Annotated in this window: 13 protein-coding genes and 1 pseudogene; 11 read left to right on the forward strand and 3 right to left on the reverse strand. The window is 34.1% G+C overall.

Going from position 1 to position 25,078, the window contains the following annotated elements; genetic code table 11:
* The first annotated feature begins 390 nt into the window (after positions 1 to 390).
* The 4 genes from ABEB23_RS07910 (at position 391) to ABEB23_RS07925 (ending at position 4,627) form a co-directional block, all read left to right on the forward strand.
* Positions 391 to 546, forward strand: a complete 156-nt coding sequence (locus ABEB23_RS07910) for a class IIb bacteriocin, lactobin A/cerein 7B family (RefSeq protein ID WP_348811995.1) — start codon at positions 391 to 393, stop codon at positions 544 to 546.
* Between the two features lie 76 nt (positions 547 to 622).
* The gene (locus tag ABEB23_RS07915; protein WP_348811997.1) at positions 623 to 1,207 is read left to right on the forward strand and encodes a hypothetical protein; all 585 of its coding nucleotides are present in this window, start codon (positions 623 to 625) and stop codon (positions 1,205 to 1,207) included.
* A gap of 46 nt (positions 1,208 to 1,253) precedes the next feature.
* Complete coding sequence (locus ABEB23_RS07920) at positions 1,254 to 2,390, forward strand: HlyD family secretion protein (RefSeq protein WP_348811998.1); 1,137 nt, start codon at positions 1,254 to 1,256, stop codon at positions 2,388 to 2,390.
* Between the two features lie 83 nt (positions 2,391 to 2,473).
* Positions 2,474 to 4,627, forward strand: a complete 2,154-nt coding sequence (locus ABEB23_RS07925; RefSeq protein ID WP_348811999.1) for a peptidase domain-containing ABC transporter — start codon at positions 2,474 to 2,476, stop codon at positions 4,625 to 4,627.
* Positions 4,628 to 4,992: 365 nt separating this feature from the next.
* Here ABEB23_RS07925 and ABEB23_RS07930 read toward each other — a convergent pair whose 3' ends face one another.
* On the reverse strand, positions 4,993 to 5,964 hold the full coding sequence (locus ABEB23_RS07930) for a sensor histidine kinase (RefSeq protein WP_348812000.1): 972 nt from the start codon (positions 5,962 to 5,964) through the stop codon (positions 4,993 to 4,995).
* 535 nt (positions 5,965 to 6,499) lie between these two features.
* Here ABEB23_RS07930 and ABEB23_RS07935 point away from each other — a divergent pair.
* From ABEB23_RS07935 to ABEB23_RS07965, 7 genes and pseudogenes are all read left to right on the forward strand, one after another.
* A complete protein-coding gene (locus ABEB23_RS07935) occupies positions 6,500 to 7,156 on the forward strand; it encodes a response regulator (RefSeq protein ID WP_348812002.1) in 657 nt (218 codons plus the stop codon).
* Positions 7,157 to 7,869: 713 nt separating this feature from the next.
* Positions 7,870 to 9,543, forward strand: a complete 1,674-nt coding sequence (locus tag ABEB23_RS07940; RefSeq protein ID WP_348812004.1) for a T9SS type A sorting domain-containing protein — start codon at positions 7,870 to 7,872, stop codon at positions 9,541 to 9,543.
* A 216-nt stretch (positions 9,544 to 9,759) separates the two neighbouring features.
* On the forward strand, positions 9,760 to 13,047 hold the full coding sequence (locus tag ABEB23_RS07945) for an RHS repeat domain-containing protein (RefSeq protein WP_348812005.1): 3,288 nt from the start codon (positions 9,760 to 9,762) through the stop codon (positions 13,045 to 13,047).
* Positions 13,048 to 13,056: 9 nt separating this feature from the next.
* A complete protein-coding gene (locus tag ABEB23_RS07950) occupies positions 13,057 to 19,908 on the forward strand; it encodes a DUF6443 domain-containing protein (protein ID WP_348812006.1) in 6,852 nt (2,283 codons plus the stop codon).
* Positions 19,908 to 20,534: a hypothetical protein gene (locus ABEB23_RS07955; RefSeq protein WP_348812007.1), complete on the forward strand. Its 627-nt coding sequence runs from the start codon at positions 19,908 to 19,910 to the stop codon at positions 20,532 to 20,534. The genes ABEB23_RS07950 and ABEB23_RS07955 overlap by 1 nt, the downstream gene beginning before the upstream one ends.
* 286 nt (positions 20,535 to 20,820) lie before the next feature.
* Positions 20,821 to 21,060, forward strand: a pseudogene (locus ABEB23_RS07960) (IS1/IS1595 family N-terminal zinc-binding domain-containing protein); the annotation flags it as partial.
* Positions 21,061 to 21,235: 175 nt separating this feature from the next.
* Positions 21,236 to 21,895 carry an IS1 family transposase gene (locus tag ABEB23_RS07965; RefSeq protein ID WP_348812009.1) on the forward strand — a complete coding sequence of 220 codons (660 nt, stop codon included), beginning with the start codon at positions 21,236 to 21,238 and terminating at the stop codon, positions 21,893 to 21,895.
* A gap of 665 nt (positions 21,896 to 22,560) precedes the next feature.
* Here ABEB23_RS07965 and atpG read toward each other — a convergent pair.
* Together atpG and atpA are read right to left on the reverse strand one after the other, a co-directional pair.
* Positions 22,561 to 23,421, reverse strand: coding sequence for an ATP synthase F1 subunit gamma (gene atpG / locus ABEB23_RS07970; RefSeq protein ID WP_348812011.1), 861 nt, complete (start codon positions 23,419 to 23,421; stop codon positions 22,561 to 22,563).
* 72 nt (positions 23,422 to 23,493) lie between these two features.
* The gene (gene atpA / locus ABEB23_RS07975) at positions 23,494 to 25,071 is read right to left on the reverse strand and encodes a F0F1 ATP synthase subunit alpha (RefSeq protein ID WP_348812012.1); all 1,578 of its coding nucleotides are present in this window, start codon (positions 25,069 to 25,071) and stop codon (positions 23,494 to 23,496) included.
* Positions 25,072 to 25,078: the final 7 nt, after the last annotated feature.

The following is a 25,078-nucleotide window of genomic DNA, read 5'->3' on the forward strand; positions in this document are numbered from 1 at the left end:
AGGGATTTAGATAAAGCTAAATTGTTACCCTTCAAAAAAACAAAGCCAAGGGATTGATACAGCTGTTATGTAACCCTTCAAAAAAAACAGAGCATAGGGATTTAGATAAAGCTAAATTGTTACCCTTCAAAAAAACAAAGCTAAGGGATTGATACAGCTGATATGTAACCCTATAAAAAACAGAGCACAGGGATTTAGATAAAGCTAAATTGTTACCCTTCAAAAAAACAAAGCCAAGGGATTGATACAGCTGTTATGTAACCCTATAAAATACAGAGCAAAACAGAATTTGCATTTGCAGTAAAAACGAAATGCGAAAAGAAGTAAAAAGGAATTCTCGAGAAAACCATTTTGTTACAACAATTAATTAACATTGAAAAAACTTAAAAAATGAATTTAGATAATTTGAATTTAGTTGAGCTTAATGCTCAGGAAGTTAAAGAAACCGATGGAGGGTTCATTCCATTATTGATTCTAGGTGCTTGTTTGTTAATAAGCGGTTGTGCTGCAAAAAAAGCTCCTGTTTATGATACCAATCCTAACTAAGATAAAAATGTATAATCCAACCTAACCATAGGTTGGATTTACTTTATCAAAATTTAAACATCTATACACTTTACCTTTGAAAAATAAATTTTATATCATTTTAATCTCTTTTGCAATATTAATTTTCAGATTAACTGATTTATATACAACATATTCCCATATTGTTGATTTCAAAAGAGAAGAGCAAAATATTTTAGTAAAACTTTTTAATTTAAATATTTATGAATTTTTCATATTAGAGGTATTACTAGCTTTACTACTAATATATGTTTTCATATCCTCAACAAAGAAATCAAATGACTTTAAAATAAAAGCTGATAATTTCAATAATTATGTCCATCTATTTTTTTTTAATAAAACAAACAATCGTTTATCAGACTGGTTATTAAAAATTCCTTTTTCAAGACTAGTTTTATTATTTGGTTCAATTGTTCCTCTTTATATAATTACAACGAGTTCACTGTTTATATTAAACAATATTTGGGTGAATTTATTTATTTCTAAAAATCCGTTAGCAATTAAATATTATTTACTTTTTAATAATATGTACTTTTTCGATATACTTATCTTTATTTTTCCTTCTGCTTTTTTCCTTTTTTTACTCTACAAAAAGCTTTTAAAACAATATTTAACCTATAAAATAGATGATTTGAATCTATAAAATTACATTCGATAACTTTAAACTAATTTTAAAATCATTATCAAAAATGAACTTCAGTTCAGACCCCGTAAACACCTTAGAAAATTTAATTGCCAAAAACAAAACCAAGAGTATTTCTATATACCTGGTACTTATTCTTGCGATCCTACTTTTTCTAATATTACTACCAATAATCAAAGTAGACATAAGTAGCCAGAGTCGAGGACTCATTCGCAGTACAACCGATAATGTCCCTATCAACTGTTTGGTTAATGGTAAAGTTAGGTTTGTCAATCTCAAAAACAATTGTATCGTTCAAAAAGGCGATACACTCGTGCAACTCTCACAAGAAAATCTGGATACGGAGAAAGCTACCAATCAAGAGCTTTCAATCGATTTGCAGAATCGAATCCTTGATTTGTCTTTTGTCGTCTCAGGTAAAAGCAATACACTCAAAACTCCAGAAATACAACAAGAATGGAATAGCTATACCAGTAAAAAAAACGAACTGCAAAGTAAAATTGCTCAAGCCAAAACAGGCTACGATCGTAACAAACAATTGTATGACAAAGGCGTAATAGCTCGAGCCGAGTTTGAAAAATATAGTTTCGAATACACCTATTCTCAACAAGCACTTTCTGGATTTGACAAAAACCAACGATGTGCCTGGCAAAACAAGAAAAGAGAACTCGAAGACCAATTAAAAACCTTAAACGGAACACTTGAAAAAATAAATGTTGAAACCAAGAACTATATTATTACTGCTCCGATAAGTGGTACTGTTGAGAATTTCTCAGGAATTCAAATTGGTTCTTTCCTCAATGCCTTACAACCCATCGCTAACATCTCTGCTGTAGATCAATTAATTGTAGAAAGTACTGTTTTGCCAAATGATATTGGACTCATCAAAAAAAACCAAAAAGTAAAATTTCAGATCGACGCTTTCAATTACAATCAATGGGGATTATTGGAAGGAAAAGTAGTTGACATAGACCACAATATTACCATTCAAGGTGAACAGGCATTTTTTAAAGTACGATGCTCCTTAAATTCTACAGCAATGAATTTACAATCTGGCTATAAAACCCAAGTGACAAAGGGAATGACACTCACTACACGTCATATGATAACCAGAAGAAGCCTTTATGATCTCTTATTTGATAAGGTGGATGATTGGTTAAATCCGAAACGATTAACGACTTAATTTCAAAGAGGAAATTGAATACAAAAACAATCATTTAATTCAGAGAAGGACAACCATCTTCCTCCCCTATTTATCTTCTTTTAATGGCATCAATAAAAATAAAACAACATGATATTAAAGACTGTGGTGCAGCTTGTCTGGCATCTATTGGAAACCATTTTAAGATTAATCTACCTATAGCCAGAATTAGACAATATGCCAATACAGATAAACGTGGAACCAATGTTCTTGGGATTATTGAAGCTGCAGAAAAAATGGGTTTTACCGCCAAAGGCGTAAAAGGAGGGCTGGATGCTTTAGATAAAATTCCTTTACCCGCTATTGCTCATGTTGTCGTTAAAGAACAATTTCATCATTATATTGTAATTTATTCCGTTAGCAAAGAAAAAATTGAAGCAATGGATCCTGCTTTTGGTAAAATAGAAACTTATACCTTTGAAGAGTTTTCCAAAATATGGTCCGGAGTATTAGTTCTGTTTGCACAAAATGATGATTTTAGAACCTATAACGAAAAAATTTCACCTGTTAAACGATTTTGGTATTTGGTCCAACCTCACAAAACTATTTTAATTCAAGCTCTGGTTGGTGCTATTCTTTTTACTGTTTTAGGATTGGCAATGTCTATTTACATTCAAAAAATTATCGATTACGTTTTAGTTGAAGGTAATAGAAACTTACTTAATTTATTGAGTGTTTCCATGATTGCAATCATTTCACTTCAAGCCTACATCGGTTCAAAAAAGAGTATCTTTGTAATGAAAACCGGGCAATTAATAGATGCTAAATTAATTTTAGGATACTATAAACATTTACTCCACTTGCCTCAGCGATTTTTCGATACAATGCAAATCGGAGAAATTACCTCTAGAATAAATGATGCAGTAAAAATCAGATCATTCATTAACGAAACAGCTATTGACATGATTGTCAATATCTTTATTGTGATTTTCTCTTTTACTTTGATGTTTACCTATCACTGGAAACTGGCCCTAGTTATATTGCTTGTTATTCCCTTTTATGGACTGATTTATTTTGCTTTGAATACATTTAATAAAAAAGTGGAAAGGAACATAATGGAAAATGCTGCCTACTTACAAACTCAGTTAGTCGAAAGTATAACACATATCCGAACGGTAAAAGAATTTGGAATCGAAGAATTTTCAAATTTGAAAACCGAAAACAGGTTTGTAAAACTGTTATTCACCACTTATAAATCGGGTTTGAACTCTTTATTTTCAGTAGCTTCCACTCAGTTTTTAGCCTCCATTTTTACAGTTGTATTAATGTGGATTGGTTCGGGATATGTAATTGACAGAGCTATAACTCCTGGAGAATTATTTTCATTCTATGCTTTAATTGAATACTTCACCTCCCCAGTGGCCTCGCTAATCAGTATGAATAAAACGGCTCAAAATGCTTTGATAGCAGCTGACAGACTATTTGAAATAATGGATTTAGAGCGGGAAGAAACCGAAAACAAAGTCAAATTGCAAAAAAACAATATTGGTGAAATAAAATTTGAAAATGTCTCTTTTCGCTATGGTTCCAGAACTGATGTATTTAAAAACTTTAACGCCGTCTTCAAGAAAAATGAAACTACCGCCATCGTTGGTGAAAGCGGTAGCGGAAAAACAACACTGATTTCACTTTTGCAAAATTTATATCCTCTAAAAGACGGAAAAATTTATATTGGAGATTATGACACCCAGTTTATTCATTATCAAAGTCTTCGAAATTGCATCGGTGTAATTCCCCAACAACTCAATCTGTTTTCGGGAAATATAATCGAGAATATTGCTTTGGGGGATTCATTCCCGAATATTCAACACGTTTTAAATCTATCCAAACAATTAGGAATCACAGAATTTGTTGAAAAACTACCTAATGGATTTGAAACGCAGATTGGAGAAAATGGCGCTATGCTTTCGGGTGGGCAAAAACAACGAATCGCCATTGCCAGAGCATTATATAAAAATCCAGAAATTTTATTGATGGATGAAGCAACTTCTTCTCTGGATACTAATGCAGAACATATTGTAAAAAAGGTAATTGACAATTTCAAATCAGAAGGAAAAACAGTCATCGTTATTGCGCATCGATTGAGTACTATTGCCAATGCAGATACTATTATGGTAATGCAAAACGGAACCATAATTGAAACCGGAAATCATATAGAGTTAATGGAACAAAAAAGTAAATACTATGACTTATGGGCCAAACAAGGGTTGCTTAATTAAAATTTGATCGAAATACTACTGGGTCAAAAATAAGATAACTAAACTCATATGGATTTTTGATTGACGTTACAAAATAAAAAAACTGACTTATGTCGGCTCTTACCCCTAAAGAGTTCCTGATGAAAACTGCACTAACAATAGACTCCTTGGGTAGTGGAGAAACTAAATGTCTTTGTGATTTGACATTACAAATTTTAATACCTGGTCAATATTTTAGACAAATATAGTATTAACAATTACAACATAAACTAGTGATTAACTCTCAAAAAAAGAAATGGCATTTGTCTATTATCTAGCTATTTTTAGCAAAAAAGTGTTTTTACAAAAATTAATCGATTTTATTTAATATTACTGGGTAGCAATTCTCAAAACACCATTTCTATCGTGGTTCCGCTACCTATCCTAGAAGTAATTTCGAGTTCCCCTTTTAATTCTTTGGTTCTCTCTTTGATGTTTTTTAAGCCTAAACCTTGTTTCACACTTTCGGGATTAAACCCTATTCCGTTATCCCAGATTCGGATTTTTATTTTGTCATGATTTTTCAAAAGCATCACATAGCATTTATCTGCCTTAGAATATTTACTAGTGTTTTGAATTGCTTCTTCTATAACGCGATACAAATTAATTTTATTGATACTTGTTACCTTTGACCAATCAATGTATTTGTCTACTGACAAATCAATTTTTGTATCGCACTGGCTTTGCTGTGATTCTACCAAATTATTAAGAAGCTCTGAGAAACTTTTATCTTCAAATAAGAGGTTTTTACTCAAATCATGTGAAACTCTACGAATTTCATTTGCTGCTTTCTCTAGCTCTTGTACCAATTCCTGTTTTTTTTCGAAGGCATTTGTGTCTAATTGCATTAGATTAAATCGTGTTGTAAAAATACTGTTTACAACACCATCATGTAATTCCATCGCTATATGATTCCTCTCTTTACTCTTTGCTTTTTCTTCTTCTAATTGCTGGTCTAGCATCATTTGATAAATTTTCTCATTTTCTTTATACCGTTCCTTCACAAAAAGCAATTCTTTATTTTTAGATTTCAAAAGGTATATAGCAAAAAAAACTCCCGAAAAAAGAATGATCATTCCTGCACCTATTCCCAACAACATATTCCTTTTTGACAAAACCACACTCACCTCTTCTTGCTGGTCAGTCTCGTAGACAATTTCTGCGAATCTATTTTCGGTTTCCTTTTCTATCTTTCGAATGCTGTCATCAATATTCTTGGTATCATCCGACTTGAATTCAATATTGTTAGCCGAATTATCACATCCGATAGTCAATAGAAAAACATTAATGAGCAGTACAATTTTTAATTTTATTATCAATTTGTAGGAAATTTATAAATCACATCAAAAATAAAAATAAAAACCAGATCTTTCCATTTTAATTGAATGTCTGGTTTATAATAATTTCCTCCATTGTCTTATTCTTTTTGCCATCTCTATTAAATTAAAATGAATTTGTCACACGAAGAAAATCAGCAACTACGGCGATTACTAATTATTTTAATTTACTGTTTTTTTAGTCACTTTAATAATTGAATAAATTTGCATATCAACCTGAAGTATTGACTTCAAGGGAATGTTGTGATGAAGCAATCGAGGGATGAACTGTGACCCAATATATATTTACGAAATAATGCATTTATTGTTGTAAAAAAACAATGTCATTTCATTAAATTTGATGAGGATTCTTGCGATTACAAGCTGTAGTGTTGTTTTTAGAATTTGATGTCAAAACCTCCTAAGATGAGGAAAGAAAAACACATAGAATACCACTAACAAGAACAGCATTGGGCGATAGGAATCAGCTTCATTTGCAGAGAAACCGCCTGTTTTGTCAAAGTTAAATACCCTAACTATGAATATTTTTTTGGTTGATGATCATCCCATGACCGTGGAAGGCTATCTTAATGCTCTTTCTACCTCTCCTATCGGGTTATCTCAAGCTGTTTTCACCAAAGCCTATACTTGCAAAGAAGCCTTTTCTATTCTCTCAGGAACAACAAATTCTAAGGATTTTTTTGACATTGCTCTCATTGATAAAGGCTTACCCAGTTATGAAGAAAAATCTATTTTATCCGGTAGTGACTTAGCTTTTGCTATACGTGAAAAAATGCCTAACTGTAAAGTTATTATGATAACTGCACATACTGAAGTTATCATTGTATATGATATTGCCAAGAAAGTACGGCCTGAAGGACTCATCATAAAGAATGATGTTACTCCTGAGAAATTAAAACAAGCCGTAGTCGAAGTTATGCAAGGCAACCAATATCATAGTCCGATGGTGAAAAGTTGCATCAACGAAATATGGAAAAAAGAATTAATGATTGAAGATTATAATCGTCAAATTCTTTTGTATTTATCAAAAGGGTATAAAATTAAAGAATTGGAGGAAATCGTTCACCTTACCACTAGTGCTATCCAAAAACGTATTCTTCGGATGAAAAAAGCCTTTGACGTAACAGATGATTCCTGTCTTGTGAAAGAAGCCATAAGTCAAGGTTTTATTTAATATCTACTTCCACAATTTATAACCTGATTCCTTAAACAAATATTTTAACTCTTTCGATAATGTTTTTTAATACATTAGATTTATATAAAAAAAATCGTCCTTATACACATAGTTTGTTTTTTTAAATTTTCAACTTCTCGCCTGAGATATTTAAATTATAATTGAAAAAAATCATAAAAAATGCACGATAATACCGTCGAGCATTTTTTTTGCTCGATAATTTAAATTGTAAATTTTAACATTTTTTGCACTTCAACTACCTCATTTGTTAAAAGTGAAGTGTCTAATTCTTCTTGTTAATAATAAGTAATTAATTTCGGCGAAAATTATTCCTCATATTACTTCTTATGGTGAAAATCAAATTGAGCACTTCATTGTATTTTATTGAATTTTAAATACTTAATAGAAAACAACAAGAAGTTTTTCTAAAAATAATGAGAACTTACTTATGAGAGGAAATTTCAAATTAAATGTTGCATAGAAAACTATGGAACAATTATACCATGCAATAACATGTTTATTCCATTACAAAATAATTAAACATAGCGCCCAATATAACAAGTATCCTTTTATTAATACATCAAAACTCAGCTCGATATTAATAACTATCCAAACACAAAAGTAGCACAGAACTTAATATTACAAAATAAGATTTCTCTTCTTTACTATAGTTAGATTAATGATACTATTATTACCAATAAACTTACTTGAATATGAAAATAAAATTACTTCTACTATTATCTTTTTACCCTTTACTTACTCAATCTCAAGATATTCTTTGGGAAAAATCATACGGCGGCAAACATTCTGACTATCTTTTTGACGCGTTGCCCACCGCTGATTACGGATTTATTCTGGCAGGAAGTTCCTTGTCTGATAAAACCGGAAATAAAACCGATACTAACAATGGTGACTTAGACTATTGGGTCTGGAAAATGGATGAAAAAGGAGATCTCGATTGGCAAAAAAGTCTTGGAGGCAGCGGTTTTGATTTATTACAAAGTATTAAAACAACAAGAGATGGCGGATTTATTTTAGCTGGAACTTCAAACAGTCCTTCGAATCTAAAAGAAGGAACAGGAAACAAAAAGGCGGACTGTAAAGGTATTACTGATTTTTGGGTTATTAAGCTTAATGCAAAAGGAGATGAACAATGGCAGGCAACGATTGGCGGAAGCGGTCAAGATGAATTGGTATGTGCCTTTCAGACCAAAGATGGTGGTTATATGCTTGGAGGGTCATCAAATAGTTCCTTAAACCCTAAATCAGGCGTTGAACAGAAAGGAGCAATGGAAAGCAAACCAGACTTAACTAATAAGTCTGAAAAATGCCGTGGTAATATGGATTATTGGATTGTAAAAATTGATAATACAGGAAAGGTACAATGGCAAAAAACGTTCGGTGGAGAATCTGCGGATGTTCTTAGAAGCATGGAACAAACCAATGACGGAGGCTATATTATGGGAGGATATTCTAATTCTCCTAAATCTGGAGACAAAACAGATGCTAATAGTGGAATGGGAGATTATTGGATTATTAAAATTAATGATACTGGTGATATTGAATGGCAAAAGACTTATGGTGGCAATGGTGATAACCAATTGTATGTAATCCATCAAATAGAAGACGGCGGAGGATATGTAATAGGAGGTAATTCAAACAGCACCAGCCCACTTACCTCATTGGGAGGTACCGTGGGGAACGGGACAGATTATTGGGTTTTAAAAATTGATGCCATTGGGGATGTGGTCTGGAGCCGAACTTATGATTTTGGAAAAGTAGACATATTGACCTCTTTAATCGAAAATAAAGATCATACATTTTTGATTGGCGGTTACGCACAAAGCGAAAATACCTCACCACCAAGAGGGGGATTACAGGTAATGAAAATGAATGCTGACAAAGAAGGAATAAATGATTACATCGCCCTAAAAATTAATGATTCCGGAGAAGAAATTTGGAAAAAAACAATAGGAAGCGGTGGAGAAGATATATTAAGAAGACTTATTGAAACCCGGGATGGAGGATACTTATTGGCCGGAACTTCAAATTCAAATTCATCTCGAGATAAAAATTCCAATATTGGAAATAATGACTTTTGGGTTGTAAAACTTAAAGACAAAATAAAACCAGAGGAAATTAAGGCAAGTGTTGAAGCGATACCTAATCCTGCCAAAAGTTTTACCAATATCATTATAGGATATGATTTTGAGTATGGAACAGCCACATTGGTTGATATCTCAGGTCGGACCTTGCAAAGATTTGATATACACTCCCGTACCGTTCCAATAGATTTAAGTCCTTATCCGCATGGTGTTTACGTTGTCAATATAAAAACGAATGTGCAGACTGATGGGGTGAAAGTAATTAAAAGCGGGGAGCACTAAAAATTATCCTTACTGTTCTTTCTTTTTTATCAGGGCATCTACTCAAAGGTTAGCGTAATTATAACAAGGGTAAATAAATAACAGTAACGCTCTTGTAATCACTTGACCAAAGTCTTTATAAATCTATCTAAAAAAACAATTCGATGCAGGAAATTCTGCCGAGCGATAACAATTTTAGATTCTTCAACAACACATTAAAAATAAAAAACATTACTAATGAAAAAAAACATATACAAATTGCTCTTTTTGTTTTTTCTTACTAATTGCATTGCTCAAACCGGCGGTGTGAATTCACTTCTTCAAGAACAAGTTCCCGTTGCTCCAAACACATCTGAGCTCGGTAAGTTTGGCCAAATTCCTGTAGGGCTATTTACTGGAACTATACAAGCATCTATTCCACTATATACCATTAGTTTAAAAGAATTAAATTTACCCATAAGTCTTTCCTACAGCTCAAATGGAGTTAACGTTGATAAGTATGAATCTTTTGTAGGTATTGATTGGGTTTTAAATGCTGGAGGCGCAATAACCAGAAATTTATACGATGACCCTGATGAATTGTGTAAAGCTGATTTTCCTGCTCCTCCCTATAATATAAATAATGTCGATCTAGTAGGTATTATTGGTAATGACTGTGCCGATACACAAACCGATATTTTTAATTTTAATTTCAATGGCTATTCAGGGAAATTCTATTTAGATTCTAATCTTAGTGTAAAACTTATAGAGCCATCTGCTGTAAAAATCGAAATGTTGCCTAATTTTATTAGCTCAGCAAATTTGGCGAATCCTGATATTTTAATCACTACTCCCGATGGGACGAAATATTGGTTTGGTGGCAATAACGGAACCGAAACCTCTTTTTCCAGAACTGATCAAATTATGGGAGGTGGAATGTCAGCTCCTTCAACACCCTATAAAACTTCATGGTACTTATCTAAAATAGAAACTGTAGCCTCTAAATCTATTGTCTTTAACTATACAAAAAACAGTATAATACGCAATACCGGGATATCCCAAAGTATAAAAGCAACATATCAAGCAGGAGTTTATTCCCAAGCTCAAAATGAATATCCAATTGTTTCAAAAACATATTCCAGTGAAAGTTTTTTAGATAGTATTCAATGGGAAGGCGGTTCCATTAATTTTATCGGATCTGATTATTTAATATCTGAAATTAATATTAAAAACTATTCCAATAAAATAATTAAAAAATTTCTTTTAAATTATTATACTGCTACAGCGCTTGATGAATTTCTTTCCCCGGATTGCAGCTACTGTGGCGTTAATACTTTCCGAAAATTTCTCGTTAAATTAAGTGAAGTAAATCCAAATAATTCTAATGACACAAAAACACATACATTTGATTATTACAATCTAGATGAACTTCCTCCGAGACTGACTTATGCCAGAGATAATTGGGGGTATTTTAATGGAAAGCCAAATACATTTTTAGTTTCCAAAAATGTATCTAACTACACAAGCACAGATTACACTAGCAGTCCAAGTGAACATTTTAATTATGATCAGATACAAAATCTTTTTAGAAACGTAAATGGAGATCGGGATGCAGATCCGCAATTTGGCATAAAGGGAATGTTAAAAAAGATAACTTATCCGACCAAAGGATATAACGAATTTATTTATGAACCCCATTCTGTTTATAAAGAAATAGAGGAGGAAAAATTTAAGAACGTCAATCTTAGCGTAGGTACTTTTTCTTCATTTTCAAATTCTAAAAGTATAACAGTAACCAGTGCTGCAACACAGAAAGTCTTTTTTTATTCAAGTGTACAGTATTTAAATTTGCCTCATGCCACTGAGGATTGTGATCCAACTACATATCCAACACATTGGATAACCGGTTTCATAGATGTCATGGATACAACCACTAATACTCCAGTTAAAATATATCAAAATTCACAGGGTCTACCCGTAGAATTCACTGGTAAAATAGAAGGAGGCATAAACTATGACAATATTTTTGTAGACTTAATCAAAGGTCATACTTATTCCTTTGAAATCAGTTTAGCTAAACCATGTCTTGATATGGCTCTTAGTTTTACATATGCCAATGAAGTCACTACTACTATGAAAAATGTTCCAGTAGGTGGAATGAGAATTAAATCTATAATTTCTAATCCAATAAATGGAGCTATTCAGACTGAAGATTATGAATATGGTGATTTTGGTTGTTTAGAATGTTCATCAGGCGTTATGGAAACTATAAAACCCGCGATTTCTTTTTATGAAGTAGGCAGCAATAACCTAGGTGAATATTCTGAATATCAATGCAGACTTGGTTCGTCCACCTTAAATTCACTATATTTTTCACAATCTTATCACATAGCTTATCGAACAGTCATAAAAATTTTTAATCATAGTTTATTAAACGGTGCGATAAAAAGCAGTTTTGATATTGTTTTTGACGCGCCCCCTATTTTAGCTCAAGGAGACTGGATACCAGGATCACCGTATACTAATAATTTTGGAAACGGGAACTTAATAAAAGAGCAGGTTTATGATAGAGATTTAAAATTGAAAAGCGAAAAAATAAATGAATACGCTTTTGACCCTTCTTTTACTACAAAAATTGATGGTTATAATGTTTCTACGAGTTCTTATGCAACACTTTATAACACATTTAACTCATTTATTTATCAAATTTTTAGTGTTAATAAATACTTCATACAAACCAAAAGAAGTTTTCTAAAACAAACGACAGAAAAACATTTTGATTTAAATGGATTAAACCCTATCATAACCACCAAAACATTTACCTATAACAATCCCATCCACTTACAATTAACCTCAGAGATCACAAAAAACTCTGCAGAAGAAACTCTTGAGACTAAATACTATTATGCACAAGATACTGAGATGGCAGATAAGCCTTTTGTAAGTGAATTAAAAAGTATGAATATGGTTGGTATTCCTTTGGATACACAAACGTATAAAGGAGCAACTAAATTATCTGAACAATTAACCATATACGACAAGAGCGTTTCGACAAGTAATTTACTACTTCCAAAATCAATTTACTCGGCTAAATTTCCAAATTCATTGCCTAGTATTCTCAACATCGGAAACCTTGAGAAAAAAATCACATACAATCAATACAATGATCAAGGAAATATTCAACAGTATACTCTAGAAAGTGGTATTCCTGTATCTCTAATTTGGGGTTACAACAAAACGCAACCTATTGCCAAGATTGAAAATGCCACTTATACTGAAGTATCATCCTATGTGTCAAATTTGGAAACAGCATCAGATACCGGAAATGAAGTTAGTTTGCTTGCGGCATTAGCCACTTTAAGAAACTCTTTGCCTAACGCACTGGTTACTACTTATACATACCAACCTCTTATAGGAGTTAGTACGATAACTGATCCTAAAGGGGATACTACCTATTACAAATACGATGAATTCAACCGTTTGAAACTCGTGAAAGATGCTCAAGGAAACATACTGTCTGAAAACCAATATCATTATAAAAACTAATTAGAAGCCATGAAGAAAATTATAAGTAGTTTAGTTTTAGTGATGATCGTTTCATTGGGTTATGCTCAAAAAAAAACAACAGCGAAAATTACGACAATGTCTGCCCCGCCAGAAGAAGGTTGTACTTATTGTTACAAATGGAATATTGATAGAGACCTTGATGGTTTTGGTAACCCTAATGAATTTGTTTACGCAGATACTAAACCTAGTGGTTATGTGGCGAATCAATCTGATTTAGACGATACTACACCTTACATCACCAACATTGCCCCTACTCAATATTTTTATAGAGATGCTGATACAGACACTTTTGGTAATCCAAACATAAGCGTGTTTTATACTCTGAAACCTCCTGGATATGTTACCAATAACACCGACTGTAATGATAATGATGCCACTTTAAATCCTAATACCAAATGGTATCGGGATGCTGACGGAGATACTTTTGGAATTAGTACCACCTCACTGACACAATGCACACAACCAGCCGGGTATGTCCGGAATTCAAGTGATTATAATGACACTACCGTCAACATCACCAACATTGCCCCGCAAACTTTTTATAGAGATGCTGATGCGGATACTTTTGGAACTGCTGCTACAACAGTTTATTATAGTGTAAAACCAGCAGGATATGTAACCAATAGCACCGATTGTAATGATAGTGACGCTACTCTCAACCCTAACACCGTTTGGTATCGGGATGTTGACGGTGATGGTTTTGGGGTAAGCTCACCTACCCTTGTCCAATGTACACAACCGGCCGGCTATGTCCGGAATGCAAGTGACTATAATGACACTACGGTAAACATCACCAACATTGCCCCGCAAACTTTTTATAGAGATGCCGATGGTGATACTTTTGGAACTACAAGTACGACGGTGTACTATAGTGTAAAACCAATTGGATATGCTACCAATAGCACCGACTGTAATGATAGTGATGCAACTCTAAATCCGAACACCGTTTGGTACCGGGATATTGACGGTGATGGTTTTGGGGTCAATTCACCTACATTCACTCAATGTATCAAGCCAACAGGTTATGTCCGTAATGCAAGTGATTATGACGATTCTACCGTCAACATAACCAACATTGCTCCACAAACTTTTTATAGAGATGCCGATGGTGATACTTTTGGAACTTCAGGTACAACAGTTTACTACAGTGTAAAACCCGCAGGATATGTAACCAATAGCACCGACTGTAATGATGGTGACGCTACTCTCAACCCTAATACCGTTTGGTATCGGGATGCGGATGGAGATACTTTCGGAATCAGCACAACGACGCTAACTCAATGTACCCAACCGGCAGGTTATGTCCGTAATTCGAGTGATTATAATGACACTACTGTAAACATCACCAATATAGCCCCACAAACTTTTTATAGAGATGCTGATGCGGATACTTTTGGAACTTCCAGTACAACAGTTTACTATAGTGTAAAACCAGCAGGATATGTAACCAATGGCACCGACTGTAATGATGGTGATGCTACTCTAAATCCTAACACTGTTTGGTATCGGGATGTTGACGGTGATGGTTTTGGTGTCAGCTCGCCTACCCTTATCCAATGTACCCAACCGGCAGGTTATGTTCGTAATTCAACGGACTGTAACGATAGCGATGCTTCCCTTAATCCTAGCACTAAATGGTATCGAGATGCTGATGGAGACACCTTTGGAAATATCAACACCTCATTGACCCAATGCGCCCAACCAGCAGGTTATGTCCGCAATTCAACAGATTGTAATGATAGTGATGTTACTTTAAACCCTAATACTGTTTGGTACCGCGATGTGGATGGAGATGGTTTTGGGGTTAGCTCGCCTACCCTTGTCCAATGTACCCAACCGGCAGGTTATGTCCGGAATGCAACTGATTATAACGACACGACGGTAAATATCACCAACATTGCCCCCCAAACTTTTTATAGAGATGCCGATGCGGATACTTTTGGAACTTCCGGTACAACAGTTTACTACAGTGTAAAACCAGCAGGATATGTAACCAATAGCACCGACTGCAATGATGGTGATGCTACTCTAAATCCTAACACTGTTTGGTATCGGGATGCAGATGGAGATACTTTCGGAATCAGCACAACGACGCTAACTCAATGTGCTCAACCGGCAGGTTATGTCCGTAATTCGAGTGATTATAATGACACTACTGTAAACATCACCAATATAGCCCCACAAACTTTTTATAGAGATGCTGATGCGGATACTTTTGGAACTTCCAGTACAACAGTTTACTATAGTGTAAAACCAGCAGGATATGTAACCAATAGCACCGACTGTAATGATGGTGATGCTACTCTAAATCCTAACACTGTTTGGTATCGGGATGTTGACGGTGATGGTTTTGGTGTCAGCTCGCCTACCCTTGTCCAATGTACCCAACCGGCAGGTTATGTTCGTAATTCAAGTGATTATAATGACACTACTGTAAACATCACCAACATTGCCCCGCAAACTTTTTATAGAGATGCCGATGCCGATACTTTTGGAACTTCAGGTACAACAGTTTACTACAGTGTAAAACCCGCAGGATATGTAACCAATAGCACCGACTGTAATGATGGTGACGCTACTTTAAATCCTAATACTGTTTGGTATCGCGATGCAGATGGAGATACTTTCGGAATCAGTACAACGACGCTTACACAATGTGCCCAACCGGCAGGTTATGTCCGTAATTCAAGTGATTATAATGACACTACCGTCAACATCACCAACATTGCCCCGCAAACTTTTTATAGAGATGCTGATGCGGATACTTTTGGAACTGCCAGTACGACGGTTTATTATAGTGTAAAACCGGCAGGATATGTAACCAATAGCACCGACTGTAATGATAGTGATGCTACTCTAAATCCGAACACTGTTTGGTATCGGGATGCAGATGGGGATACTTTCGGAATCAGTACAACGACTCTTACACAATGCACACAGCCAGCAGGATATGTCCGCAATTCCAGTGATTATAATGACACTACAGTAAATATCACCAATATAGCCCCACAAACTTTTTATAGAGATGCTGATGCCGATACTTTTGGAACTACAGGTACAACAGTTTACTATAGTGTAAAACCAACCGGATATGTAACCAATAGCGCCGATTGTAATGATGGTGATGCTAGTTTAAATCCTAATACCGTTTGGTATCGGGATGCTGACGGGGATGGTTTTGGGGTCAGTTCACCTACTCTTGTACAATGTGCACAGCCACCGGGGTATGTTCGTAATTCAAGTGATTATAACGACACTACTGTAAACATCACCAACATTGCCCCTCAAACATTTTATAGAGATGCTGATGCCGATACTTTTGGAACTTCATCTGTAACCGTTTCCTATAGTGCAAAACCGACCGGATATGTAACCAATAGCACCGATTGTAATGATAGTGATGCTACTCTGAACCCTAACACAAAATGGTATGCTGATAATGATGCAGATGGTCTTGGTGATCCTTCCAATTTTGTGCAACAATGTACAAACCCCGGAGGTAATTATATCCGTGACAATACTGATAACTGTCCTTCGGCTATGGGTACAAGTTCTGACTGTTCAAGTTTAGCAACTCCTTCACTTGATCATAACTATATTATTACCAAAGTCTATAAGAAACCAACATCAACTGAATTTATAGCACCAACACCTGATAAGGCCAAAATTAATATTACTTATTTTGATGGACTCGGTCGACCTATGCAACAAATCGCTAACCAGCAATCGGCATCAGGAAAGGATATAATAACGCATATAGAATATGATGATTTTGGAAGACAAACACATGATTATTTACCTTTTAAGGCCTCATCAACTAATATGGCGTATGATGAAAATGCGCTTGCTAATACCTTAACATTTTACAAAACAAGTCAGTACGATAATACTGATAACCCTTTTTCTCAAAAAAAATTAGAATACTCACCACTAAATAGAGTATTAAAACAGGCGGCTCCCGGAAATGAATGGATCATGGATTCGGGCCATGAGATAAAAATGGAATACCAGTCGAATAGTGCCACTGATGCTGTAAAACTATATAAGGCCACTGCAACATGGGATGCAGGATCAGGTCTTTATACTATTGCCTTTTCTGATAATGGGACTTATGGGGATAATCAATTATACAAAACCATTACCTATGATGAGAATACTGCGGCAAGTCCTACAGAATCTGCAGGAGCTACAGTAGAATTCAAAAACAAGGAAGGACAAGTTATTTTAAAAAGAACGTACAATGCTGGTGAAAAACACGATACTTATTATGTTTATGATATCTATGGGAATCTAACTTATGTAATCCCACCATTGGTAACTAATCCTATAGCCCAATTAGATGGTTTGTGTTACCAATACAAATATGATAATCGCAACCGTCTTGCCGAAAAGAAATTGCCAGGTAAGCAATGGGAGTTTATTGTTTATGACAGACTTGACAGACCTGTAGCTACAGGTCCTGCCAAATCACCTTTCAAAGACGATACCGCTGTGGGCTGGATAATTACCAAATATGATGCTTTTGGCAGGCCTATTTATACAGGATGGAACAATTTAATCTCTAATAGCTCAAATAGGAATACTTTACAAGTCGCGCAAAATAATGCTACATTACTTTTCGAAACAAAGCAAACCTCAGGCACCATAGATGGTATTCCGGTTAATTACAGTAATACGATTTCCCCAACTAGCTTTAAGCTCCTTACAGTCAATTACTATGACAATTATTTGTTTCCAAATGCTCCCACTGTTCCTACAACTGTAGAAGGGCAAAATATTTTGACAAACACTAAAACACTTGCCACAGGATCTTGGACAAGAGCAGTAACCACACCATCGTCGACAGCAGGAGAAACAGCTACTACTTTTTATGATGCCAAAGCCAGACTTATCCGTAGTGCGGTAACCAACTATTTGGGCGGTTATACCAATACCGATAGTAAACTGGATTCATTTTCGGGACAACTGCAATATACGCTAACAAAACACAAGCGTATCTCCGGTGACACAGAACTTGTTGTAAAAGAAGAATCTGCTTATTCGCCACAAGATCGTTTGCTTAAGACTACCCATCAGATTAATGGAGGTGCTATACAACTTCTAGCAGACAACACTTATGATGAATTGGGGCAACTGATCAGTAAAAAAGTAGGTAATACACTTGCCACACCTTTGCAAAAAGTGAATTATACCTATAATATCCGTGGTTGGCTAAAAAACATTAACGATGTTAATAATTTGCAAATTGCAGGTGATCCAAAAGATTTGTTTTCGTTTAAACTAAATTATAATGAAATAGCCGGAACAGTACCCAATGTAAAACCATTGTATAATGGTAACATTGCTGAAACGTATTGGAGGACGGACACTCCTATTAGAAAGTATGGCTACGTTTATGACGATTTAAACCGATTAAAAAATGCTATTTATCAAAAACCAGGTGATGCTATTCCAGTCTCAGGTGCCTACAACGAAAGTCTAACCTATGACAAAAACGGTAATATTATATTGTTACAGCGATATGGTACCAGCGATGCTCCGACTCAGGTATTTCAGATAGATGACCTGATTTATGATTATGGCAATACCAACAGTCCTAACCAACTCACTAAAGTAACCGACAGTCCAAGCGGTAATAATGCCGAAGGATTTATTGATGGCAACAAAACCGGAGATGATTATACCTATGATGCAAACGGTAATTTAATAACGGATAAAAATAAAAACATTACCGAAATACGTTATAATCATTTGAACTTACCCACCAAAATCACATTTGGTTCAACAGGGACTATTGAGTATATTTACAACGCAACAGGACAAAAATTAGAAAAAATAGTAACCCAAGGCACTGCCGTTACGAACACTAACTATTTAGGCGGTTATCAGTATACCAAGCCAAATTTAGGAAGTTGGTCTTTGCAATATTTTCCAACTGCCGAGGGCTATGTAAAGAATACCGTTGTGAGTAGTGTAAACACTTACAGCTATGTATTTAATTATACCGATCATCTAGGAAACATTAGATTAAGCTACAGCGATGATAATAAAGATGGTTCAATTGCAAGTTCTGAAATTTTAGAAGAAAACAATTATTATCCTTTTGGCTTGAAACATCAAGGATATAATAGTTACGCCCCTACGGGTTATAAGTATAAGTACAACGGAAAAGAGCTGCAAGACGAGCTGGGGCTCAATATGTACGACTACGGAGCAAGAAATTATGATCCTGCAATTGGTAGATTTATTGTGATCGATCCTTGGGGGGAAAAATTCAATAATCAATCACCTTACCTTTACGCAAATAATAACCCTATTAGATATACTGATTTTTTAGGACTTGGTGCAGAAGATGAAATAGACAAAGACAAGGAAAAAAAGAAGGAGGAAGAGAAGAAAAAAGAAGATAAAAAGAAAGAAGAAGAGAAGAAAAAAGAGGAAAAAAAGAAGGAGGAGGAGAAGAAAAAAGAAGATGATAAAAAGAAAAAAACAGAAGACAAAAAAAAGGATGGTAATGAATTATTAGCTGCTGCACTTCTTGTTTCTCAAGTTGACTCCCCTGCGCCTGGTCCTGCAGACTTAATTGCTTTAGGAATGCTTATTTATTATGTTTCTGAGTTTGGTATAACAGTAAATAATGACGATGCAACGACTATTGGGCATTACGATTCAATGAGTCAAAGAGGAAATAATAATGGGAAATTACAAGATGATGAATTACAATCAATAAGAGCTAAAAAAGCAGCTGGTACAGCATCTAGTTCTGATTTGCAAAAATTAAAAAGGCACGAAAAAAATACTGGACAAAGAAGTTCAAGACAAAGTAAAGACAAAAAATAATGAATATAAAATTAAAAAGCATAGTGAATCTTCCATTCATAGAAGCCTATAATATTATTAAGAAACTCTGTGATGATAAAATAAAGCTTTCTTTTGATGAAATTGAATTTATTTTAAATCTCGATGAAAAAGAATTAGTTGCATTTTTTTTCTCTGAATATTCACTTTTTGATAAAGAGGATTTTTCACAAATAGAAAATTTTACTAATTCTCATTTAGATAATGAAAATTTAGATTTTGTTTCAGATTTGATCTATTTTGCTACAGATTTCGGACTCGATTTAAATTATAGAAAAATTCTAGAGCTTACAATAATCGAAGAAATAGATAATGATTTTATAGTATTAGCTTGTTTACAATATTTAAGTTTAAATATAAAATTATTATATGTTGATATGATTGTGAAAAATTTAGAACATATCAGAGACACCAAAATATATCATCAAAATGAACAATTATTAGCTAGTTTAATATTGTTTAGAATAACTCATAAAATGAATTATTTAGATTTTATAATTGAATTGATAGAATATGATGAAAGTAACTTAGAATTTTTGAAAAATTGTTTAAAAGATAAATCATATGATTCGATGTACTTTAATTTACCAAGCATTTTGGTAAGGTAATGGTAGTGTTTCAGAGTTAGTGATATGCGATTTCATATCTTTAATATATTGAAATAGAATAAATATTTGCACTGCTTTTCAGATAATACTTTTGGGTAATGTATCAGATGTGTTGGTGGTTAATTATTGCATCTAACATTTACAGAAAATCAGATATTTATATTAATATCGCATAAAAATTAAAACAGCCTTTTTGGGCTGTTTTTTTATTTTATAATGCCTTAAATCGAAAAAAATGGAGTCAAACCAGACTAGGTGTTAGAGATGTGTTGGTTATATTCGAAAGATGATAAAGTATGGAAAGACAAAGTCTGGTAATCAAAGATATATTTGCAGAGCATGCGGGAAAACTAGAGTTGAAAATTATGCATATCTGGCTTATAAAGGAGGTATAACCCAGAATATTATTCAATTAACTAAAGAAGGTTTGGCAATAAGAAGTACGGCAAGAATATTGAAAATATCAACGACAACATTATTAAAAAGAATCGTTTTTATCGCCCGAAATATTACCAAACCAATTATCGGTAATGTATCAGATTAGGTGTTTTTATAAAATAGCAATGTAACTAACTGAAAAAGAATATAAATCTGTACTTTTTGAATAGTAAAAGAGACGACCAGCTGGTTGTCTCTTCTGTTTTTATTCTTTTAAAAAGCCTTAAAAGGCTTTTGTTGTACTTAGTGTATCAAATTAGGTCATGAAAATAAAATGTAATTTTTGCAATGGTAAATGCATAAAGAATGGATTTCAATCTAACGGAAATCAACGATATAAATGCTGCGTCTGTCAAAAGAGACAACAGTCCGACTATAGGTATAATGCATACATAAGGAATATTAATCAAGAGATAATTTTGTTTACCAAAGAAGGTTTAGGAATAAGACGTACTGCGAGAATACTAAAAATTTCAACTACAACATTATTGAAAAGAATTATATCAATTGCCAGAAACATTCATCAGCCGATTATCAGTAAAGGAAAAACTTATGAAGTCGATGAAATGTGTACCTATATCAGACATAAAAGAAATTTTATCTGGCTGGTTTATGCTCTGGAAAAGAATTCAAAAAATGTTGTAAGCTTTAATATTGGCAAACGAACAAATAAAACATTAAGTCGTGTTCTGGATACTTTAAAATTATCAGAAGCTAAAAAGATATTTACCGACAGATTAAAAAACTATAGATATCTGATTGATGAGAAATTACATTCTGTAAAACGTTTTAGCACAAATCATATTGAGAGGAAAAATTTGACTTTACGAACTCATCTTAAAAGACTAAACCGTCGAACAATTTGTTTTAGCAAAAGTTTGGTAGTTTTGATTGCCATATTGAAAATTTATTTTTGGATTTAGGTTTTTAAATAGTAAGTTTATCTTTATAATTCCGACGAAGAAGGAATCTCAATTTCTTGCTCACGTTTGTTGAGATTCCTCCTCCGTCGGAATGACAAATCGTGTTGATTATTCTTTAACTTAATGACATTTAACGAGCACCTGAGCGGTAAGAAAATCTATCTATAAATCATTGAATGAATTGCTATGAAAGATAAAAATATTCCAAAAAACATTAAGATTATGCCATAATGTTTAAAAAATTTATATCCTAAAAATGAATTCAATTTTACATTGGGCTTTTTCTTCTCCTTACTATACAGAAAATAGCCTGCAATTAACAAACCTAAACCAAAAATTAAAACCACTATTCTATCATTTAAATACATATTCTAATTTATCCTTCAAACTAATTCCTTAGTTACAAATTAATGTTCTTCTCCACTCTAGTTACTACAGTATTTTCACAAAATTTGCCATTAAGTACCATTAAATGGCAATCAATACCTTGAATATATTTTTCGCCCACTCGAAATATCGAAGACAGAGACATTGGAGCAGCACTAACGATGCAAACTTCAGAGAATGAGAGCGAAAATAACTAAAAACAATATAAATCTACTTTCTTAAACAAAAAAGAGCCGACTAATATCGGCTCTTTTAAATATATCTTGACAGAGTTTTTTCTATCCTTTCAAAGCTTCTGCTCCACCAACGATTTCAAGAATCTCACTTGTAATAGATGCCTGACGCGCTTTGTTGTAAGTCAGTTTTAATTGGTCACGCAATTCAGTCGCGTTATCTGTTGCTTTGTGCATCGCAGTCATACGCGCTCCATGCTCAGATGCAAATGAATCTCTAATTCCTTTGAACAATTGTGTTTTTAATGATTTTGGAATCAAAGTCAACACGATTTCTTCTTTTGAAGGCTCAAAAATGTAATCTCCAGTAGAAGCCGGTTTATCAGATTTTATTGGTGCCAATGGCAAAAATTGCTCCACCTGTACAATTTGAGTCGCTGCATTTTTAAATTGATTGTACACCAATTCAATTTTATCATACTCACCTGTAACAAATTTTTGAGTCAATGTTTCTGCAATTGCAGCCACATTATCAAAAGTTAAATGATCAAAAACAGTACTTTGATTGTCCACTACTGAAAGTGTTTTAGAAAGAATATCATTTCCTTTTTTACCAATGGCAAAAACGTCCACTTGCTTTCCTGCATAAAAATCAGAACGGTTTTTAACTTCTTTAATTACATTTGAATTGAAAGCACCACACAAACCTCTGTTTGAAGTTATGGCAACCACCAATACTTTTTTGATTTCTCTCTGTGTAGTAAAATCTCCTCCTACATCACCATCAAGAGTGGCAGAAAGATTTTGCAATAATTCCGTTAATTTTTCGGCATAAGGGCGCATTGCCGTGATTGCATCTTGTGCTTTCTTTAGCTTTGCTGCAGAAACCATTTTCATTGCCGATGTAATTTGCATCGTCGATGAAATGGAAGTAATTCTATTACGGATTTCCTTTAAATTTGCCATTTTATTATGGTATTGGGTATCGAGTATTGGGTGTTAGGACTAAAACCTAAAACCCAATACCAAGAAACCTAATTAGTTATATTTCGCTGAAATTTCTTTTGCTACATTCTCAATTACATCTGTAATTTCGTCAGTTAATTTTCCTGCTTTCAAAGCATCAAGAGTTGCTCTGTGTTTGTTGTTCAAGAATTCCAAGAAATCTTTCTCGAATTCTTTTACTTTATTAACAGGAACACTTCTCAATAAATTTTTTGATCCAGCATAGATAATTGCAACCTGATCTTCTACAGTATAAGGATCATTCAAACCTTGTTTCAAGATTTCAACGTTTCTCTTACCTTTTTCAATTACATTTAAAGTAACCGCATCCAAATCAGAACCAAATTTAGCAAACGCTTCCAATTCACGGAATTGTGCTTGGTCTAATTTTAAAGTACCCGCCACTTTTTTCATTGATTTAATCTGAGCATTACCTCCTACACGAGATACAGAAATACCTACGTTAATAGCTGGACGAACTCCAGAGTTAAACAAATCTCCATCCAAGAAAATTTGACCATCTGTAATCGAGATTACGTTTGTTGGGATATATGCAGAAACGTCACCCGCTTGAGTTTCGATAATTGGCAAAGCAGTTAATGAACCACCACCTTTAACGATACCTTTTAATGCATCCGGCAAATCGTTCATGTTTTTTGCAATTCCATCATCAGCAATTACTTTACAAGCACGTTCTAATAATCTACTGTGAAGGTAGAAAACGTCTCCAGGATATGCTTCACGTCCCGGTGGTCTTCTTAACAAAAGAGAAACCTCACGATATGCCACCGCTTGTTTAGATAAATCATCATAAACAATTAAAGCTGGACGACCTGAATCTCTAAAATATTCTCCGATTGCAGCACCTGCGAAAGGAGCATAAACTTGCATTGGAGCTGGGTCAGAAGCATTTGCAGCAACAATAACAGTATATGCCATTGCTCCTTTTTCTTCTAACATTTTTGCAATTGCAGCAACAGTCGAAGCTTTTTGCCCGATAGCTACATAAATACAAAATACAGGTTTTCCTGCATCATAAAATTCTTTTTGATTTAAGATAGTGTCAATACAAACAGTTGATTTACCTGTTTGACGGTCACCAATAACCAACTCACGTTGTCCACGACCAACCGGGATCATAGCATCTACTGCTTTTACTCCTGTTTGTAATGGCTCAGTAACTGGTTGACGGAAAATAACTCCAGGAGCTTTTCTTTCTAATGGCATTTCATATAGTTCTCCACTGATTGGCCCTTTTCCATCAATTGGAAAACCAAGAGTGTTTACTACACGACCTACCATTCCTTCACCTGTTTTAAGGGAAGCAATACGTTGTGTTCTTTTTGCAGTAGATCCTTCTTTGATTCCTGTTGAAGGTCCTAAAAGTACCACCCCAACATTATCTTGTTCAAGATTCAATACAATCGCTTCAAGACCATTCTCGAATTCTACTAACTCTCCGTATTGAACATTTGAAAGCCCATAAATAAGAGCAATACCATCTCCAACTTGAAGTACTGTTCCTACTTCCTCTAGCGTAGCACCAGATTCAAAACCTTCGACTTGCTTTCTTAATATTGCTGAAATTTCAGCAGGTTTGATTTCCGCCATCTTAATT

This window comes from Flavobacterium maritimum, from assembly GCF_040049085.1.
Classification (GTDB): Bacteria; Bacteroidota; Bacteroidia; order Flavobacteriales; family Flavobacteriaceae; genus Flavobacterium; species Flavobacterium maritimum.